Source organism: Bifidobacterium kimbladii (assembly GCF_032193675.1).
GTDB classification, from domain to species: Bacteria; Actinomycetota; Actinomycetes; order Actinomycetales; family Bifidobacteriaceae; genus Bombiscardovia; species Bombiscardovia kimbladii.
The window spans coordinates 115,577-133,467 of record NZ_JASTZZ010000001.1 but is presented as its reverse complement, the minus strand read 5'-3'; the positions used below and the strand labels follow the sequence as shown (position 1 = coordinate 133,467).

The 17,891-nt window shown below is 62.1% G+C and carries 17 protein-coding genes; 9 read left to right on the top strand and 8 right to left on the bottom strand.

The window, feature by feature from the left end; translation table 11 throughout:
• Nucleotides 1-73 precede the first annotated feature (73 nt).
• Genes QRX41_RS00510 through QRX41_RS00480 form a run of 7 tightly spaced genes read right to left on the bottom strand, consistent with a single transcriptional unit; the run spans nt 74 to nt 6,050 of the window.
• Nucleotides 74-607 carry a DUF6466 family protein gene (locus QRX41_RS00510; RefSeq protein WP_313838031.1) on the bottom strand — a complete coding sequence of 178 codons (534 nt, stop codon included), beginning with the start codon at nt 605-607 and terminating at the stop codon, nt 74-76.
• Nucleotides 604-1,632 (bottom strand): vWA domain-containing protein, encoded by a 1,029-nt coding sequence (locus tag QRX41_RS00505; protein WP_313838029.1) that lies wholly within the window; start codon nt 1,630-1,632, stop codon nt 604-606. The genes QRX41_RS00510 and QRX41_RS00505 overlap by 4 nt, the downstream gene beginning before the upstream one ends.
• Entirely contained in the window at nt 1,629-2,705 is a 1,077-nt protein-coding gene (locus QRX41_RS00500) for a vWA domain-containing protein (protein ID WP_313838027.1), read from the bottom strand. The genes QRX41_RS00505 and QRX41_RS00500 overlap by 4 nt, the downstream gene beginning before the upstream one ends.
• Nucleotides 2,702-3,235 carry a hypothetical protein gene (locus QRX41_RS00495; RefSeq protein ID WP_313838025.1) on the bottom strand — a complete coding sequence of 178 codons (534 nt, stop codon included), beginning with the start codon at nt 3,233-3,235 and terminating at the stop codon, nt 2,702-2,704. Before QRX41_RS00495 ends, QRX41_RS00500 begins: the two co-directional genes overlap by 4 nt.
• A complete protein-coding gene (locus tag QRX41_RS00490; protein ID WP_313838023.1) occupies nt 3,232-4,164 on the bottom strand; it encodes a DUF58 domain-containing protein in 933 nt (310 codons plus the stop codon). The genes QRX41_RS00495 and QRX41_RS00490 overlap by 4 nt, the downstream gene beginning before the upstream one ends.
• On the bottom strand, nt 4,161-5,216 hold the full coding sequence (locus QRX41_RS00485) for an AAA family ATPase (protein ID WP_313838021.1): 1,056 nt from the start codon (nt 5,214-5,216) through the stop codon (nt 4,161-4,163). The genes QRX41_RS00490 and QRX41_RS00485 overlap by 4 nt, the downstream gene beginning before the upstream one ends.
• A 45-nt stretch (nt 5,217-5,261) precedes the next feature.
• On the bottom strand, nt 5,262-6,050 hold the full coding sequence (locus tag QRX41_RS00480; RefSeq protein ID WP_313838019.1) for a uracil-DNA glycosylase: 789 nt from the start codon (nt 6,048-6,050) through the stop codon (nt 5,262-5,264).
• Nucleotides 6,051-6,199: 149 nt separating this feature from the next.
• Here QRX41_RS00480 and QRX41_RS00475 point away from each other — a divergent pair, with 149 nt between their 5' ends.
• The 3 genes from QRX41_RS00475 (at nt 6,200) to groL (ending at nt 9,150) form a co-directional block, all read left to right on the top strand.
• Nucleotides 6,200-6,838 (top strand): LytR C-terminal domain-containing protein, encoded by a 639-nt coding sequence (locus QRX41_RS00475; RefSeq protein WP_101432599.1) that lies wholly within the window; start codon nt 6,200-6,202, stop codon nt 6,836-6,838.
• A gap of 169 nt (nt 6,839-7,007) precedes the next feature.
• Nucleotides 7,008-7,211: a cold-shock protein gene (locus QRX41_RS00470; protein WP_045924634.1), complete on the top strand. Its 204-nt coding sequence runs from the start codon at nt 7,008-7,010 to the stop codon at nt 7,209-7,211.
• A gap of 319 nt (nt 7,212-7,530) precedes the next feature.
• A complete protein-coding gene (gene groL / locus QRX41_RS00465; RefSeq protein WP_101432598.1) occupies nt 7,531-9,150 on the top strand; it encodes a chaperonin GroEL in 1,620 nt (539 codons plus the stop codon).
• Between the two features lie 202 nt (nt 9,151-9,352).
• On the opposite strand, the gene QRX41_RS00460 is transcribed toward groL, so the two are convergent.
• Nucleotides 9,353-9,646 carry a WXG100 family type VII secretion target gene (locus QRX41_RS00460; RefSeq protein ID WP_045924632.1) on the bottom strand — a complete coding sequence of 98 codons (294 nt, stop codon included), beginning with the start codon at nt 9,644-9,646 and terminating at the stop codon, nt 9,353-9,355.
• A 69-nt stretch (nt 9,647-9,715) separates the two neighbouring features.
• Between QRX41_RS00460 and QRX41_RS00455 the strand changes: the two genes are divergently transcribed.
• From QRX41_RS00455 to QRX41_RS00430, 6 genes are all read left to right on the top strand, one after another.
• Entirely contained in the window at nt 9,716-10,507 is a 792-nt protein-coding gene (locus QRX41_RS00455) for a TPM domain-containing protein (protein WP_313838015.1), read from the top strand.
• Between the two features lie 4 nt (nt 10,508-10,511).
• Nucleotides 10,512-11,270, top strand: coding sequence for a response regulator transcription factor (locus QRX41_RS00450; protein WP_313838013.1), 759 nt, complete (start codon nt 10,512-10,514; stop codon nt 11,268-11,270).
• 19 nt (nt 11,271-11,289) lie between these two features.
• The gene (locus QRX41_RS00445; RefSeq protein WP_313838011.1) at nt 11,290-13,194 is read left to right on the top strand and encodes a sensor histidine kinase; all 1,905 of its coding nucleotides are present in this window, start codon (nt 11,290-11,292) and stop codon (nt 13,192-13,194) included.
• Nucleotides 13,195-13,280: 86 nt separating this feature from the next.
• On the top strand, nt 13,281-13,670 hold the full coding sequence (locus QRX41_RS00440) for a cold-shock protein (protein ID WP_101432595.1): 390 nt from the start codon (nt 13,281-13,283) through the stop codon (nt 13,668-13,670).
• A 68-nt stretch (nt 13,671-13,738) separates the two neighbouring features.
• The gene (locus QRX41_RS00435) at nt 13,739-14,743 is read left to right on the top strand and encodes a DUF3027 domain-containing protein (RefSeq protein ID WP_313838008.1); all 1,005 of its coding nucleotides are present in this window, start codon (nt 13,739-13,741) and stop codon (nt 14,741-14,743) included.
• 102 nt (nt 14,744-14,845) lie between these two features.
• Nucleotides 14,846-17,494, top strand: a complete 2,649-nt coding sequence (locus QRX41_RS00430; protein ID WP_144085764.1) for an ATP-dependent Clp protease ATP-binding subunit — start codon at nt 14,846-14,848, stop codon at nt 17,492-17,494.
• Nucleotides 17,495-17,891: the final 397 nt, after the last annotated feature.

The following is a 17,891-nucleotide window of genomic DNA, read 5'->3' as shown; positions in this document are numbered from 1 at the left end:
TCGGATGTTGCCTGATCCGTTTTGATGGGGACAGGTCTTCGAAAAATGATCGAGCAATGCCTGGTGAGGCCGGTCACCAGGGTTTGACGTTCTTTTCCCGATCCTGGTGGCCGCCCGTATTGCCTGTTGGGCTGGGGGATGAGGAGGGATCGCTCTGTTCCTGGTTGCGCTTGAGCAGATCCTCTACCTCAGCTTCCTGCTGCTTGGTCAGCCCGGAGGATGCGCCCTTGCCTGATCCGCTCTTTCCGCCCTGCTCGTTCTTGGTTGTGTCTGCTTGTTGTTTTTTGAGAATCCGTTCCGTACGCTGGGTCAGTGCAGTGCTGGTCGCTTGGTTGGCTTGCGCGGCCTGCCTGGTCTTCGGCAGAAGCAAGGGGCCCGGCCGCTCCACTTGGGCGAAAAGGCGGTCCGCCTGATCTTGCAGCGCCTTGATTGCTGCCGGGTCTGCCTGTGGGTTTCGGGCCTGCCGGATGCTGGTGTTCAGTGTGCGCGTGGCCTCGTTGTACGTGGCGATGGCTCTGACGTTGATCAGGCCCCATGCCCCGGCCAGCGCTGCTATCAGGGCTAAAACGATAAGGACCAGACGCGTTCGAAGGGTGTTCCTGCTCATAGCAATCTCCTCGAAGTACGGACCCATTGCCCTGCCTCAACCAGGATCAGGACCAGTTCCACCAGTGCCAAGGGCCAGACCAGCGGGGTGACATGTCGGCGCACCTGGTCGACCGTGGTCACCCGGTAGCGCTTGGAGACCGAAGCTGTAGCGCCCTCGCGGACAGTGACCCCCTTGGCCAGGGCTTGATAGTGGCCGCTCATCTCGTCGGCCATGGCCTTCAGAGTGTCCGGGTCCATGGCCGAGATGCCCGGCTGGCCGGTCTGCGGATCCTTCACCCAGCCTTCGGCATCGCTGCCGCCCACATCGGAGGTCAACGGCACCGTGCCTCCCTTGGCTGAGCCGGTTCCCAGGACGAAGGCCTCGTCCAGCCCCTCTCTAAGAACGCTGAAGGATCGCCGTTCGTCCCTGCTGGTCTGCTCTCCATCGCTGATCAGATAGAGCAGGATCCGGTCGTTGGGATGTCGGTCCCTGGTCTGCTTCAATGCCAGAGTCAGCCGATCCAGAGGAGCATCCAGACTGGAGCCGGAGGAACGGGAGGTGGGCTCTGTGGCCAGCCCACGGGCCCAGTTGTCCACAGCTCGTACGTCGGGGGTCAGGGGCAGATCAACGCTGGCCGAGGCGCCGAAACTTAGGGCCGAGAAGGATGCATCCGGATAGATGTCGACCAGGTCGCGGACGGCTGCTTTGGCCGCCTCCAACCGGCTCATCCCCTCCTGGGTCCCATATCCGGCATCCTTGACTGCCATGGATCCGGTCACGTCAACCGCAATGAAGACATCAGTGGCGTTGACGGCCTTGTTGGTGGTTTTGCTGACGGTGCTGGGGGTCAGGACCATGAGGGCCAGGATCAGGACCATGGCGGTGCGCCGGGCCAAGGCCCAGCGATCGGCATCCGTATCCCGGCCCTTGCGCAGTCCATGGATGACCAGCGCAATGGCCAGGAGCAGCAGCAGGCCCGACAATAGGCCGCCGGCCACCCAGCCCAGGGCAGGCTCAAAGGTCAGTGACTTGAGTATGTTCATCGCTTCAGCCTCCAGGCCAGGAGCAGATATCCGGACAGCGCCAGGGCCAGGGCCAGGGTCCACCAGCCGGGTGCATCCACCAGGCTGGACTGCTCCTGCTGGCGTGGGTCGGCTCCATGGCGATGTTCGATCCGGCGGACCAGCGCGTTGATGGAGTTCCCGTCCTGCCGTCGCAGGAAGATGCCGCCGCGGGCTTCGATCAGCCGCTGCATCTGCCGGGTGCTCTCCGCCTCGGTGCCTTGGTCCGGTCCCGAATAGAGTCCGTCCACCGCGATTCCTGCGGCCGAGGTCAGCTTGAGCGCCTCCTCCAGGGTGTATGTGGGTTTGCCGGAGACTACGTTATCGGTGGCCAGGACCAGGGAGCTCGAACGTTGGTCGGCCTTTGCCGGTCCGGGTTGGCCCTTGGGAGCGAATTGCGGCAGGAGCGCAGCGCAGCCCACCAGCCCGTCGCCGATCAGTGAGGTGGTGTCCCGGCGGTTCTGCGTGCCCTCCAGCCAGTCGCTGATGTCCTGGTACTGTCGCCCGCTCATGGCATCGATGCGGTCCTGGGACTGCACTCCGTCCAGGATTCGTCGTGCCTTGCTCAATTCGGCGGTGATCATGCCGTAGTCGTCGGTCAGGGGGAAGACGGTGCGCGAGGTGGAGTTGAAGATGCTCAGAGCCATGCGTTCGCCCCGGAAGTTGCGGACCAGATCGAGGTAGGAGGCGATCACCTGCCGGTCGTAGGGCAGGGTGGAGCCGGACACATCCAGACACAGCACGATATCGCGGTTGTGCCCCTGCTCCAGTGTCCGATCGACCCGGGCGGGCCTTGCCGCCAGGCTCAAAACCATCAGCAGGGCCAGAGCGAGCAGGATTGCGGCGCAACGGTTCAATCGTCGCCAGCGCTTCAGCGCCTCATGGCCCTCCTCGGTGTCCAGGTCGCTGTCCAAGGTCCAGATCCGGGCGCCCCGTTCCTGATCCAGCTTGCGACGACGCGCCGCACGGGAGGCCAGCAGGCCGAACGCCAGGGCCAGGAACAGGGCCAGCACCGGCAGCCAGGGCCACCTCCAGGACAGATTGCCTATGCTCATCGCGGCCACCGTTCAATCAACTCCCGTACCCAGTCGGCTGCCTGATCCACCGTGGCGTCGGTTCCTGTGCTGTCCCGGGGAAGGGCAAATTCAGGCGGGTAAAGGGCATCTATGGTCTGCCGAAGCAGGTCCAGACCCTGCCGGGTGCTCGGCGTACGGGGCTGAGCCTGGATTTCGGCCAAAGTCTTGGACTTCATATCACTGTTCCAGGAGCGGGAGGCAAATCCACGAGCGATGGTGGCCAGTGCCGTCATGGCCTGGTCGCGGTTCAGATGGCCCTTGTCGTACTGGGCCACCACCTGATCGATCCTCTGACGCCATGCATTGAGAGAGTCAGGGCTCGCTTGGATCGGATGCTCTTCCTGCTGACGGCGGAACCTAGGCAGGAGAATGGCCGCTCCGGCCAGGGCCAGGGCCAGTATGATGGCGGTCGCCGTCAGAGCCAGCAGCCAGGTGGGCTGGGTCATGGCGGGCATGATCTGGATTTGACCATGACCGGACGCAAGACGAATCAGGACGACAGCACTCATGCCGCCATCACCGTCTGCCGCATGGGAATGCCTGGTCGGCCGGCTGAGAGCAGGTGGATGAACCTGTTGAACATGGCTGTGCTGGAGTCGGCCCTGATCAGCGAGGCTCCGATTCTGGTCAATTCCCGGCTAAAGGCCTCAATCTGATAGCGCCTGTGCAGGTCCACAGCTTGCGTCCCGTTCGCGGTACGCAGGAAGGCCGGGATCTTGCGTCCGCTGGGCGCATCCGTCACCGAGCCCATAGGGGGCTGTTGCCGCAGGGGATTCATGGTCTCCACTCCGATGAAATTCAAGGGGTGGGTGGTTGCCAACTGTCGGATGGTCGGCATCAGGTCAACATGCAAGGCCGACTGGTCGGTGGCAATGACCAGCATGGCCTGCCGGTCCTGGATGCCGGCGGCGTAGCCCAGCAGGGCCTCAAGGTTGCGTGGCTGATCCAGCGGCGACTCCAGAGCCCGGTCCAGGGTCTGTTCGAATCGGGCGAACCCCCCCTGGCATGGTATGCGGCGGATGGCGGATGAATCGACCAGGACCAGGTCCACCTCATCGCTGCGGCGCAGGCAGAGGGAAGCGAACATGCACAGGGCGTTGGCAGCCACCTGGATGGCCTGCTCCCCATCAGGGCATGTTCCGGACATCTCGCGGCCGACATCCAGCAGCAGCCAGACCTTGCTGGTAACCAGGCGCTCGCGCTCAACCACCATGGGTCGACCCATCCGTGCACTGGCGTGCCAGTCGATCATGCGGGTTTCGTCTCCGAACTCATAGGCGCGCAGGTCGGCACGTTCGTCTCCACCGCCGCGTCGGCCAGAGGAGTGCTCGCCCTCCAGCAGTCCAAGGGCCCTGCGCACCGTGGGAAGCCGGAGGCTGGTGTCCAAGGACTCGATCCGTCTGCGGACTGGGTCGCGATTCGAGCGTCGGCGGCTCATGGCACCGGCACCGTGTCGACGATCTGGTCGATGATGTCGTCGCTGCTGATGCCGTCGGCCTGAGCCTCAAAGGTCAGCAGGATCCGGTGGCGGAGTACCGAATGGGCCCAGTCCTTCAGATCCTCGGGAATGACGTAATCCCTGCCAGTCAGCAGGGCCCTGGCCTGGCCAATGCGCACCAGGGCGATGGAGGCACGCGGGCTGGCTCCCAGCCTCACCTGCTCGGCCAGCCCTTGGATGGGCCGCGATCCAGCCCCCCTGCTGGTGGCCGCCAGATCGACCGCATATCGCATGATGGGCTGTGCCACGTGGACCTGCCGGGCCTTTTGCCTCAGGAAGTCCACATCGGCGATGGTCAGTGCGTCCCGATCGTCCTTGCCGGGCATATCGGTGCCTCGGCTGGTCAGCATCTGCAGCATTCGGGTCTCCTGGTCGGCATCAGGATAGGTCATGACGGCCTTGAGCATGAACCGGTCCATCTGGGCCTCGGGCAGGTTGTAGGTGCCCTCCTCCTCGATGGGGTTCTGGGTGGCGATCACCATGAAGGGCCGGGGCAGGGCTATGCGCTCGCCGCCGATGGTGGTGGCATCCTCGGCCATGGCCTCCAGCATGGCTGACTGGGTCTTGGCGTTGGAGCGGTTGATCTCGTCCATGAGGACAAAGTTGGCGTGAATGGGGCCCAGCTGTGTCGAGAAGCGCTGGGTGGAGAAGTCGTAGACCTGGGTGCCTACCAGATCCGAAGGCATCAGGTCGGGCGTGCACTGGATCCGCTTGAAGCTGCCGGAGACCGAGGTGGCCAGAGTCTGGGCGGCGGTGGTCTTGGCCAGGCCGGGCACGGATTCGATCAGGATGTGTCCTGAGGCCACCAGCGTCAGGATCAGGGCCTCGCGCAGGTTCTCCTGGCCTACCAGAGTCCTGGAAAAGCGGGTTCGAATCCGGTCGGCCAACTGACGGCAACGTTGCAGGTCGTCCTGGCTGATTGGCGGAACCTGCCGGTCCTGACCGGGCTGAACAGATGGGGACTGACTGGGTCGAGGTGGGAATAATGCCATAGCAGATATGGTAACGGCATTTCCTGACGACTCAGCCAGCAGGACTCAGGTCAGGGACCAGTCCACCGGTTGGGCGCCCATGGCCTCCAGCGCTTGGTTGGCCTTGGAGAATGGGCGGGAGCCGAAGAAGCCGTACCGGGCCGACATGGGGCTGGGATGCGGGGATTTGATGATGGCCGCATTGGTCAGCAGGGGCTCCAGGCTCTGGGCCTGCCTTCCCCAAAGAATGGCCACCAGGGGCCGGATCCTGCCCTCCTGGTCGCGTCGGTCGTTCAGAGCTCGGATGGCGGCGTCGGTGATCTCCTCCCAACCCTTGTTCCGGTGGCTGGCCGGCTTGCCCACCCGTACCGTCAGGCAGCGGTTGAGCAGCATGACCCCTCGCCTGGTCCAAGGTGTCAGATCGCCGTTGGAGGGCGTGGGCAGGCCCAGGTCGGAGCTGAGCTCGGTGTAAATATTGCGCAGGGAGCCGGGAATGGGGCTGACTGCAGGGTCCACGCAGAAGCTCAGGCCCACCGGATGGCCGGGCGTTGGGTAGGGATCCTGGCCCACGATCAGAACCTTGATGGAGTCAAAGGGGATGGTAAAGGCGCGCAGGATGTTCTTGCTGGCAGGCAGATAGCGGTGGCCCTGAGCCAGCTCGGATCTGAGGAAGTCGCCCATACGGTGAATGTTGGGCTCGACAGGAGCGAGAGCCTTGGCCCAGCCGGGGTCCACCAAGGCGCTCAGAGGTTTGCGATGGGTTCGGCCCTGGCCTCCTGCTATGGTCGGAGGGTTGGTACCGGTTCCGTTCGTCGGCGCGGGGGAGGTTGCGGCAATAGGCTGGCTGCTGTTCATAAGGTCACTATATCGCTTGGTGATATGAGCCGGTCAGGGTTGTCATGGCTCTCTTAGGCTTGCGGGGAACGTCGGATGGTCAGCGGGATGCTGCTCCGGCGTCCCATTACATATAATGGTTCAGGATCCGGTGGAGCGGAGGAGAGTTCATGGCTAGCACGCGCGACAATGGGACGCAGGCGCGCCCCCAGGTTCATGATGCGTTCGACAACCCTCCCAAGGGGCCGGTCGGTGTGCATCGGGGGCCGCGTTCCCTGCCGGTCAGGGCTCTGCCCTATCTGCTGGTGGTGGTCTTGGCCGTGCTGTGCGGACTGGGCTTATGGGCTGCAGTCAGCGGCTCCCTGCCCTGGCAGCAGACCCACACCGATGCCTCCCGGGTCATCAGCAGCCATCTGCCCAAGCGGTCCGCCTCCTCCTCAGACAGCAAGCCCTCTGCTGAAACATCCTCCCAGGAGCAGGCTTCACAGGAGCCCTCGCAGTCGCCTTCGGCGAGCGCATCCAGCAGCAGCCCTGCACCTGTGGTCAACAGGGGCACACAGGTGGCCGTCATCAACGGAACCAGGATCACCGGGCATGCGGGCAGCAAGCGCCAGGTCCTGGTCAACGCCGGTTACACTGCGGTCACGGCAACCAACCCGCAGGGGGCTCTGCCTGGCGTAAGTACGGTCCGTTACCGTGACGAGGCCGACAAGGCTACTGCCCAGGAGGTGGCCAGCCTGTTGGGCATCACCCAGGTGGAGCAGTCCTCCGTGGCCTCCACTCCGGTGGAAGCCATTCTCATGCAATGAGGTTCAGCCAACCGGACGACCAAGGAAATTCGAGGGCAAAAGTTCCCGAATTTCGGCTCGGCGTTTTGCAATTGCCCTATCGATAGGCCTAAACTGACCTTGCCGACCAGGCAGATGCGGTCAGTCTCGTATCTGTTGTGACGCGGCACCTATGTTAAGGAAGTTAGTTATGGCACAAGGCACTGTGAAATTCTTCAGCGCTGGCAAGGGTTACGGATTCATCAATCCCGACGATGGCGGCGAGGACGTGTTCGTGCACTACTCGGCCATTCAGTCCGACGGGTTCAAGACCCTTGATGAGGGAGATAAGGTCGAATATCAGGTGGAAGAGGGCCCCAAGGGTCTGCAGGCAACCAAGGTCACCAAGCTCTGATTGTCGTCTTCTGTATTCGTCATGGTGGATCCCGGTCTTTCCGGGGTCCATTTTTTGTAGCATGTGTTTTGAATTACAGTGCTGAGCCGGGACTGTGCAGGGTGCGGATTGCCTGTGGGCGCGGCCGATGGGTCAGGGGCGATATGGCATACAGCCTGCAGCGTATTTTCCCCTGGGGTTGGCACTCGGCTCCATCGAGTGCTAATCTGCTGAATTAGCACTCGAGGTGCGGGAGTGATAACACGACAGCTGACGGTCGGGTTCCGTTCCACGCCGACGGTGGGTCATGAAACCTCAAGCCATGACGGAGGAAGCAACAATGGCAAAAATCATCGAGTATGACGAGGAAGCTCGTCAGGGCATGCTTGCCGGCCTGGACAAGCTGGCCGACACAGTCAAGGTCACCTTGGGCCCCAAGGGTCGCAATGTGGTGCTGGACAAGTCCTACGGCGCGCCGACCATCACCAACGACGGCGTCTCCATCGCCAAGGAGATCGACCTGGAGGATCCTTACGAGCGCATCGGCGCCGAGCTGGTCAAGGAAGTCGCCAAGAAGACTGACGACGTAGCCGGAGACGGCACCACCACCGCCACCGTACTGGCCCAGTCCCTGGTGCATGAGGGTCTGAAGAACGTGGCTGCAGGGTCCAACCCCATCGCCCTGCGTCGCGGCATTGAGAAGGCCGCCGACGCCATCGTCAAGGAGCTCGTGGCACAGTCCAAGGAAGTCGAGACCAAGGACCAGATCGCTGCCACCGCCACCATTTCTGCAGGCGACCCCGAGATCGGCAATGAGATCGCCGAGGCCCTGGACAAGGTCGGCCAGGACGGCGTGGTCACCGTCGAGGACAACAACCGCTTCGGCCTGGACCTGGAGTTCACCGAGGGCATGCGCTTCGACAAGGGCTACATCGCCCCCTACTTCGTCACCAACAACGACGACCAGACCGCCGTTCTGGATGATCCTTACATTCTGCTGACCTCGGGCAAGGTCTCCAGCCAGCAGGACGTGGTCCACATCGCCGAGCTGGTCATGAAGACCGGCAAGCCGCTGCTGATCGTCGCTGAGGATGTGGATGGCGAGGCGCTGCCCACTCTGATCCTCAACAAGATCCGCGGCACCTTCAACTCCTGCGCCGTCAAGGCTCCTGGCTTTGGCGACCGCCGCAAGGCCATGCTGCAGGATATGGCCATTCTGACCGGCGCACAGGTGGTCTCCGACGAGCTCGGCCTCAAGCTGGACTCCATCGACATGAGCGTGCTGGGCACCGCCAAGAAGGTCATCGTCTCCAAGGACGAGACCACTATCGTCTCCGGCGGCGGCTCCAAGGATGAGGTCTCCGCACGCGTGGGCCAGATCCGCACCGAGATTGAGAACACCGACTCCGACTACGACCGCGAGAAGCTGCAGGAGCGGCTGGCCAAGCTGGCCGGCGGCGTGGCCGTCATCAAGGTCGGCGCAGCCACCGAGGTCGAAGCCAAAGAGCGCAAGCACCGCATCGAGGATGCTGTCCGCAACGCCAAGGCCGCCATTGAAGAGGGTCTGCTGCCCGGAGGCGGCGTGGCTCTGGTTCAGGCCGCTGCCAAGGCCGAGAAGGATGTCAAGCTGGATGGCGACGAGTCCACCGGTGCCTCCATCGTCTTCCGCGCCATTGAGGCCCCCATCAAGCAGATCGCCGAGAACAGCGGCATCTCCGGTGACGTGGTCATCAACAAGGTCCGTTCGCTGCCTGCCGGCCAGGGCTTCAACGCCGCCAACAACGAGTACCAGGACCTGCTGGAGGCCGGTGTGGCCGACCCCGTCAAGGTGACCCGCTCTGCCCTGCAGAACGCAGCCTCCATCGCCGGGCTCTTCCTGACCACCGAGGCCGTCGTGGCCAACAAGCCTGAGCCTCCGGCACCTGCTGCCGCTCAGCCTCAGGGCGACATGGGCTACTGATCCCTCGAGGTTCGGCCGGGCTTTTCGGCTGGACTGATTGATCGCCAAGGACAGGGGCCTGCGCACCGGATAATGGTGCGCAGGCCCCTGTCTCTTTTCTTGCGCTCGTTCACCGTCTGTTCCGTTTTCCGCATATGCTTGCCGGGTCTGGGGCCGATCCGCCATGATCGAATGGCTCCGGGTTGCCTGCATCAACCAGGCGTCAGGCTCCGGCGAAGAGACGGGTGGCCTGGGCCTCGGTGTCCGCATAGAGCGACGATGCCTGTGTCAGAGCTGCCTGAATGCCTTCAAGCGCCTGTTCCATCTGAGCCTGCGAGGCGCGCCACTGCTGGGCCACTGTGGCGAATTGGCTGGCCGCCGAGCCCTGCCAGACGCTTTGCAGATTGTCCAGATTAGTGTACATTCCCGCCACGGCATCTCTGATGGCCCCTATCGAGCCGCTGACCGCGCCGGAGGCCGTCTGTATCTGATCCGAATCAACTTGGTACCGTGTCATGATTGTCCTTTCCGTGAATGGCGGTGATGGTGGGGGAGTCCAATGCCGTCAACCGCTACTGTGGACACTATGACAGTGTTCACGCAGTTGCCCCGTCCGCGGACCCATGTGGTCGAACGAGTCCCCTTCCACAAGACGAATCCGGTCGGCGTTTCACCCATAAAGCGGGTGCTGGCTTTTCTGCTCTTGATGATTTTGGCGGTCGGGGTTATGGGGCCGACCAAGGCTTGTGCCGATGAGTCTCAGGCTGGGGCCGGAACCATGACCGACGCGATCACTGATCCGCAGAATTTGCTGGGTTCGGACGTAGGATCCGTCAAGGATGCTATCCAGGAAACCGCAGAGCAAACAGGAGTATCGGTTCGGCTGCTCTACCTTCCGCATTTCTATCAGGGCGTTAAGCCTGAGACCTGGGCATCCAGGGTGCTCGAATCAATGAAGCCCACCCACGACACGGTTCTACTGGCTGTGGCCTCTCAGGACGGCAAATTGGTCGTGGCGGTCTCCAGCAACTCGCAGGCTTGGCTCAAGGACCAATCCAGCGTAGATCAGCTCTCGCAGGCTGCTTTGGAGCCGGTCACCAAGGGCCGCAATCCCGACTGGGTGGGGTCGGCCAAGGCCATGATGGACCAGGTTGAGACTCTTGACCAAAACCATCGGCATCGCCGGGTGATGATCATTGCCCTTTCGGTGACGGTTGTCGTCCTGGTCATGCTGGGCGTAGCCGTTGCGATTTGGTGGCGTCGCAGTAGCCGAACCGGGGCTCATCATCGCAAGTCCGGTGCTCCGAAGAAGCAATTACGCCCGACAGAGACGGTCAGCGAACTCTCAGATAATACCCAGAAAGACGCGGCAAGCTGAGACCATGAGCAAACCGACGCAAGCACAACTGGTCGTGGTCGACGACGAACCGTCCATCAGGGATCTGCTGGTGGCCTCCCTGCACTTCGCAGGCTTTGCGGTCGAGACCGCGGCGTCCGGCTCCGAGGCCATTCAGGTCATTGAGCGCATCCAGCCCGATCTGATCGTCCTGGATGTCATGCTGCCTGATATCGATGGATTCACGGTCACCTCCCGTATCCGTCAGGAGGGAATCGAGGCGCCGGTGCTCTTCCTGACGGCCAGAGATGATACCCAGGACAAGGTCATGGGGCTGACTGTGGGCGGCGACGACTACGTGACCAAACCCTTCAGCCTGGAGGAGGTTGTGGCCAGGATTAAGGCTATATTGCGCAGGACGCGCGAGCATCAGGAGGACGATCCGATCATCCGCGTAGGGGATCTGGAGATCAACGAGGATTCGCACGACGTCACCAGGGCCGGGCGACCCATCGACCTGAGTCCGACCGAATACAAGCTGCTGCGCTACCTGATGGACAATGAGGGCCGCGTGCTCAGCAAGGCGCAGATTCTGGATCATGTCTGGCAGTACGACTGGGGCGGGGATGCGGCCATTGTGGAGTCCTACATCTCTTACCTGCGCAAGAAGGTGGATGGCATCACCATCAGTGACGGACACGGCGGGGACCGCAAGGTCACCCCGCTGATCGAGACCAAGCGGGGCATCGGCTACATGATTCGGGCACCTAGGCAGAACGCATCGGATGGCGGCGATGGCGACTAGTCCCTTGGGCTCGACTCCCATGGCAGAACCGTCGGCTGACGGGGCCAACTCCGTCATGGGTTCGGATTCCGGCAAGGGAAAGGGCTCCGGCAGACCGAGGGGTCGGTTCATGCACAGGTCGCCGCTGGCTGCCATTCCCTTAAGCACCAAACTTGTGGCCAGCATGCTCATCCTGCTCATCGTGGGTACGGTGGGTGTCTCTGTGGCCATCTGCCAGATGGCCGACGACTATCTGATGAAGCGCACGGACTCCCAGTTGATACGCCAGGCCAACCTGGGCATCCGCAACGCCACCCTTCTGCGCCAGGAGGATCTGAGCAAGAATGGCCTTGGCCCCACTGACTATTTCCTGCAGATCCGCGACGACAAGCTGCACATTATTTCGGACGATCTGAATCCTATGCAGGTCAACGGGGTTATTTCCCGCCCTCGTCTGCCCGCCGACGGCAGCCTGGACTCGATACCCCTGGGCAAGCCGACCACGGTACCGGCCTATGTGCGCGTCTCGCGACAGGCCTCGCCAGACCGGGACACCATGAAGCGAGCCCGGGCCTCGTGGCGGGTGGTGGCCATGCAGTGGAAGCTGCGCAACGAACTGGACGGCTCCGAAATCAGCGGCATCCTCTTCATCGGTCTGTCCATGAGCGACCAGGACGAGGCCGTGCACGATCTGACGGCTTTCTGCATGATCATTTCTGTTGTTGTGGTCCTTCTGGGCGGAGTCATCTCGGTTCTGCTGATCCAGTCCACCCTGGTTCCCCTCAAACGCATCGAGAAGACTGCTGCCAAGATAGCGGCCGGTGACCTATCCCAACGCATTCCCAGCTTCCCGGAGAATACCGAGGTGGGTTCCCTGGCAGCATCTCTGAATGCCATGCTGGCGCGAATCGAGCATTCCTTCGACGAGCAGCGCCAGACCACCGAGAAAATGAAGCAGTTCGTTTCGGATGCCAGCCATGAGCTTCGTACCCCTCTGGCCGCCATCCACGGCTACGCAGAGCTCTACAGGATGCAGCGCGACTATCCCGGGGCTCTGGAGCGGGCCGACAAGTCCATCCAGCACATCGAGGACTCTTCGACCAGGATGACGGTCCTGGTCACGGATCTGCTCTCGCTTGCACGTCTGGATGAGGGCAGGGGGATCGACACGACCCTGCCGGTCGATCTGACTGGACTGGTGCGAGACGGGGTGGACGACCTGCATGCCTTGGATCCGGGCAGAGAAGTGGTTACCGGAAGGGTTTGCCTGCATACCGAAGATCAGCCCGCCCCCCAGGAGATGCCGGTCACGCCCAACAAGGGTCTGCCAGGCCTCAAGGGACGCAACAAGGAAAGGATCACCGTGGGCGGGCACCTGGGCCCAGCCGTCAGTCTGGACATCCAGGAGGGTCCCCTGCCCTCGGTGCCGGTGACTGGAGACCCCAGTCGCCTGCGTCAGGTGATTACCAATATCATAGGCAATATCCACCGCTACACCCCAGCTGATTCGCCGGTCCAGGTGGGAGTGGGCCTGGTCAAGGCGACCATCGCACCGGCGGATCTGACCAGGTTGGAGGCCACTGAGTCTTCGCTGGGACACCTGACCGAGGCGATCCAGGTAGCAGAGAACAGCCATGTAGGCACCGACTATGCCATCATCCGGGTGGTTGACCACGGGCCAGGCGTCCCGGAGGAATCCAGGTCCAGACTCTTCGAGCGCTTCTACACGGCCGACCCGTCCAGGGCTCGGGAGAAGGGCGGCACGGGGCTTGGACTGGCCATTGTCCAGTCCATTGTCAAGGCTCATCAGGGGTTCATCTGCGCCTCGCAGACCCCGGGGGGCGGTTTGACTTTCACCATCGTCATACCTCAGGGCGGCAGCCGGGATCAGGGGCACGCTGAGGACCAGGCCAATTCTGCCGCCAATCGTCCCGTACGCCTTTGACAAGATGGGTCGTCCTGCCCCTTCCGTTCAGGTAGACTGAACTCGGATATATCAGTTCAAGAAGCAACGTAAGGAAGTGGCAGAGCATGCCCAGCGGGAGAGTACGGTGGTACGACGCCAAGCGGGGGTTCGGGTTCATCACGGATGAACAAGGTGAGGATGTCTTCCTGCCCTCATCGGCCCTGCCCGCCGGGGTGTCCACCATACGCAAGGGATCCCGGGTGGAGTTCTCAGTGGCTGAGGGCCGCAAGGGCCCCCAGGCCCTGGATCTGAAGCTGGTGGGGCCGACCCCCTCCATTCTGCGTGCCAAGCGACCTGATCCGGACGACATGGCCGCCATCGTGGAGGACTTGATCAAGCTGCTGGACTCCGCGGGCAATGGCCTGCGTCGACACCACTATCCAGGTCGGGCTGAATCCGCCAAGCTGGCCACCCTCTTGAGGGCCGTGGCCGATGACTTTGACGTGCCGGACTGAGCAGACGGCGAGAACAATCCGACGTGGATCGGTTTGATCCGGTCCCACTGATGATGAAGGTGTGATAGATGGTTCAAGAGGACCTGGATCCTGAGGAACTGGCTAGGCGAGTGGCTCTGAGCGTGGCCGCCGACAGCGATGAGGTCGGTGGGCTGGTCGGCCGCACCCTGATTGGGGACGGAGTCTGGGACTACCGATTCGCCTCGGCCATCAAGGGCTATGAGGGCTGGCAGTGGTCAGTCACCCTCTACCGCGATGAGGATGCCGATACCTGGACTGTGGATGAATCCTCTCTGGTGCCTACAGATGCGGCCCTGCAGCCACCCGCTTGGGTTCCTTGGAAGGATCGCCTGCTGCCCTCGGATCTGAGCGTGACCGATGCCATGGGAACCGAGCCGGACGACCCCAGGCTGACAGCCGGATACAAGCCAGCGCAAGCTAGCCATCAGAATTCTCAAGTACATCTGAACCCCGAAGATGATGAAGAAGGTCAGCAAGAATCGAGTTCCCCTGCTGTTGATGGGGCCGATCAGGAGACTGACGGCGTGGTCTTCCGCCTGGCAGACCGCACAAGTGAAAAAAAAGACGTTCACGAGCAGGAGTCGAATGATCAGATTCCCCTCGGCGCACAGACCTCTTCCGTTGACCTGGATGAGGCCGTCGACCGTTTCGCTCTGACCCGCCGACACGTGATGACGGCCGAGGCCAGGACGGCTACCGCCAAACGTTGGTACGAGGGGCAGCACGGCCCCAAGTCCCTGTCGACCAGGACGGCCAAGGGCAAGGCCTGCGAGACCTGTGGCTTCATGATTCCCCTGGCAGGTGATCTGGGGACCATGTTTGGCGTCTGCGCCAACCGATGGAGCCCGGACGACGGGCGCGTGGTCTCCCTGGATCATGGCTGCGGCGAGCATTCCGAGATCGAGCCCCAGGAGGAGTCCCATCTCTGGGTCCAGTCCCAGCCGGCCTATGACGATCTCCATATCGACGTGGTCAGGCAGAAGCCCCGCGAGGAGCGCCCTGAGGTGGAACTCATGGAGCAGATGCAGTCAGAAGACGGCTCAGAGGACTGATTCCAAGGCCTCGTTGCGTTCAGAGCGCAATCACCGGCGGGCCGAGAATAAACGTCACCGTAAATCTGTAGAGTGAATTACGGATCAAAGGGAAGGACAAGTATGTTCGAACGGTTTACCGACCGTGCGCGGCGGGTGATTGTGCTGGCGCAGGAAGAGGCCCGCACCCTGCAGCACAATTACATCGGCACCGAGCACCTCCTCCTGGGCCTGATCAGGGAAGGTGACGGTGTTGCCGCCAAGGCCCTGGCCTCCAAGGGCGTGGAACTGGATGCCACCCGCAAACAGGTTGAGGAGATGATCGGTAAGGGCAATGCGGTCCCCAATGGGCATATCCCATTCACGCCGCACGCCCGTCAGGTCCTGGAGCTGTCGTTGCGCGAGGCGCTTCAGCTGGGCCACTCTTACATTGGCACTGAGCACATTCTGCTAGGACTCATCCGCGAGGGTGAGGGCGTCGGCACCCAGGTGCTGATCAAGATGGGTGTGGATCTGGGCGATCTGCGGACCGCCACTATTGACATGATTCGCGGCAATCACGAGGGCGGCGATGCCGGCAAGGGGGATCTGGCCAATGCCGGCGGCGTTTCCAACAAGGGCGGACAGACCGGTTCGGCCATCCTGGACCAGTTCGGCAGGAACCTGACTCAGGAGGCCGCTGAAGGCAAGCTGGATCCGGTCATCGGCCGGGCCAATGAGATCGAGCGGGTCATGGTCGTCCTTTCCAGGAGGACCAAGAACAACCCCGTGCTGATCGGAGAGCCCGGTGTAGGCAAGACCGCTGTGGTCGAGGGCCTGGCGCAGAAGATTCATGAGGGCGATGTGCCCGAGACCCTCAAGGGCAAGCAGGTCTACTCGCTGGATCTGGGTTCCATGGTGGCCGGTTCACGCTACCGGGGCGACTTCGAGGAGCGCCTGAAGAAGGTGCTCAAGGAGATCAAGACCCGCGGCGACATCATCCTCTTCATCGATGAGATTCACACCATCGTCGGTGCAGGTTCGGCTGACGGGGCCCTGGGCGCCTCTGACATGCTCAAGCCCCTGCTGGCCCGCGGCGAGCTGCAGACCATCGGAGCGACCACCACCGACGAGTACCGCAAGTACATAGAGAAGGATGCGGCCCTGGAGCGGCGCTTCCAGCCCATTCAGGTCTCCGAGCCCACCATCGCCCAGACCATCGAGATCCTCAAGGGTCTGCGTGGCCGTTATGAGCATCACCACCACGTCACTATCACCGACAAGGCCCTGCAGTCGGCGGCTGAGCTTTCTGCACGCTACATCCAGGACAGGAACCTGCCTGACAAGGCTATCGACCTGATCGATGAGGCCGGCGCACGCCTGCGCATCAAGCGGTTGACCGCCCCGCCGGAGCTCAAGGAGCTGGATGCCAAGGTGGATCGCATCTCGGCCCAGAAGGATCAGGCCATCAAGGACCAGGACTTCGAGAAGGCCGCTCAGCTGCGCGACAGCCAGGAGAAGCTAGAGGCCGAGCGCAAGGAAAAGGAGCAGGCCTGGCACGAGGGTGAGTCCGACGTCAAGATGGTTGTCGACGAGGATGTAATCGCTGAGGTGGTCTCTTCGACCACCGGCATCCCGGTCTTCAAGCTGACTCAGGCCGAGTCCAAGAAGCTCTTGGGCATGGAGAAGGAGCTGCACAAGCGGATCATTGGCCAGGATGAGGCCGTCTCCGCCCTGTCCCGCTCCATCCGCCGTACCCGTGTAGGCCTCAAGGATCCCAAGCGTCCCGCAGGTTCCTTCATCTTCGCCGGCCCCACCGGCGTGGGCAAGACCGAGCTGGCCAAGGCTCTGGCCCAGTTCCTCTTTGATGATGAGGATGCCCTGATCCGGGTGGATATGTCCGAGTTCTCGGAGAAGTACTCCACCTCCCGTCTCTTCGGCGCCCCTCCGGGGTACGTCGGATATGAAGAGGGCGGCGAGCTGACTGAGAAGGTCAGGCGCAAGCCGTTCTCGGTGGTCCTCTTCGACGAGATTGAGAAGGCTCATCCGGACATCTTCAACACCCTTCTGCAGGTGCTGGACGACGGCCACCTGACTGATGGGCAGGGTCGCATGGTGGACTTCAAGAACACCATCATCATCCTGACCACCAACTTGGGAACCCGTGACATCGCCAAGGCGGCCAACACCGGCTTCAACGTGAGCGGCAACACCGAGACCTCCTATCAGAGGATGAAGGACCAGGTGACCAGCGAGCTCAAGCAGCAGTTCAGGCCCGAGTTCCTGAACCGCCTGGATGACATCATTGTCTTCCAGCAGCTGACCGAGCCCCAGGTCCGTCAGATTGTCGATCTGGACATCGCCCAGCTCAACGATCGTCTCTTTGAGCGCCACATGTCCCTGGACCTGACCGACAAGGCCAAGGATCTGCTGGCCGAGAAGGGCTTCGATCCGCTCCTGGGTGCCCGGCCTCTGCGCCGCGTCATCCAGCGGGACATCGAGGATGCCGTCTCCGAGAAGATCCTCATGGGCGACCTTACGGACAATGAGTCCGTCCAGGTCGATGCCGAAGGCGAGGGCATCCTGGGTGAATTCACCTTCACCGGCAAGCCCTTCGAAGGACCCCGTCATGCGGCCAGCTCCGCTGATAAACAGGACCAGAAGTCTGAACTGGTCGGAGCTTCGGTGAGCTCTTCCGACGCTGATGTTCCGCCAGCAGGCGAGGCCGACAGCCAGAGCCAGGATGGTCAAGGTTCTGAGCAGTCCGCTCAGAGTTCGCCTGCCAGTGACTGAGATAAGGGTTGAGGCCCGACGCAGCTGACTGAAGAGGGGTTGGAGCACATTACAGTGCTCCAACCCCTCTTATTCTGTACTGCCGGGGATTTGCGTCGATCTCTGTAATGCAGTTTCTGAAACGTCACTTGGAATCCATGGCTTCTATTGGCAGTGTGAGCTCGGCATTTGCTTTTGCTTACGAGTCCATCGAATGGTTCGATCATTCTCTGATATCAGGCTTAAGGCAGCGATGGAATTGGCAGGTAATTGACATCAGTGTTTGCCAGGTCAGCATTCCATGCATAACGGTTCGTTTACCCCAAACGGCCGGCGACTCAGGCAGTTGCGTGATGAAGAACTCAGGCCAGGCGTGGAAGAAGGCCTTGTTGACCTTGAAGGAACAAGGAACCTAAAT

Excerpts from the sequence above, each read along its gene's own strand:
- QRX41_RS00510 (WP_313838031.1), bottom strand. The coding sequence starts at position 607 with ATGAGCAGGAACACCCTTCGAACGCGTCTGGTCCTTATCGTTTTAGCC.
- QRX41_RS00505 (WP_313838029.1), bottom strand. The coding sequence starts at position 1,632 with ATGAACATACTCAAGTCACTGACCTTTGAGCCTGCCCTGGGCTGGGTG.
- QRX41_RS00500 (WP_313838027.1), bottom strand. The coding sequence starts at position 2,705 with ATGAGCATAGGCAATCTGTCCTGGAGGTGGCCCTGGCTGCCGGTGCTG.
- QRX41_RS00495 (WP_313838025.1), bottom strand. The coding sequence starts at position 3,235 with ATGAGTGCTGTCGTCCTGATTCGTCTTGCGTCCGGTCATGGTCAAATC.
- QRX41_RS00490 (WP_313838023.1), bottom strand. The coding sequence starts at position 4,164 with ATGAGCCGCCGACGCTCGAATCGCGACCCAGTCCGCAGACGGATCGAG.
- QRX41_RS00485 (WP_313838021.1), bottom strand. The coding sequence starts at position 5,216 with ATGGCATTATTCCCACCTCGACCCAGTCAGTCCCCATCTGTTCAGCCC.
- QRX41_RS00480 (WP_313838019.1), bottom strand. The coding sequence starts at position 6,050 with ATGAACAGCAGCCAGCCTATTGCCGCAACCTCCCCCGCGCCGACGAAC.
- QRX41_RS00475 (WP_101432599.1), top strand. The coding sequence starts at position 6,200 with ATGGCTAGCACGCGCGACAATGGGACGCAGGCGCGCCCCCAGGTTCAT.
- QRX41_RS00470 (WP_045924634.1), top strand. The coding sequence starts at position 7,008 with ATGGCACAAGGCACTGTGAAATTCTTCAGCGCTGGCAAGGGTTACGGA.
- groL (WP_101432598.1), top strand. The coding sequence starts at position 7,531 with ATGGCAAAAATCATCGAGTATGACGAGGAAGCTCGTCAGGGCATGCTT.
- QRX41_RS00460 (WP_045924632.1), bottom strand. The coding sequence starts at position 9,646 with ATGACACGGTACCAAGTTGATTCGGATCAGATACAGACGGCCTCCGGC.
- QRX41_RS00455 (WP_313838015.1), top strand. The coding sequence starts at position 9,716 with ATGACAGTGTTCACGCAGTTGCCCCGTCCGCGGACCCATGTGGTCGAA.
- QRX41_RS00450 (WP_313838013.1), top strand. The coding sequence starts at position 10,512 with ATGAGCAAACCGACGCAAGCACAACTGGTCGTGGTCGACGACGAACCG.
- QRX41_RS00445 (WP_313838011.1), top strand. The coding sequence starts at position 11,290 with ATGGCAGAACCGTCGGCTGACGGGGCCAACTCCGTCATGGGTTCGGAT.
- QRX41_RS00440 (WP_101432595.1), top strand. The coding sequence starts at position 13,281 with ATGCCCAGCGGGAGAGTACGGTGGTACGACGCCAAGCGGGGGTTCGGG.
- QRX41_RS00435 (WP_313838008.1), top strand. The coding sequence starts at position 13,739 with ATGGTTCAAGAGGACCTGGATCCTGAGGAACTGGCTAGGCGAGTGGCT.
- QRX41_RS00430 (WP_144085764.1), top strand. The coding sequence starts at position 14,846 with ATGTTCGAACGGTTTACCGACCGTGCGCGGCGGGTGATTGTGCTGGCG.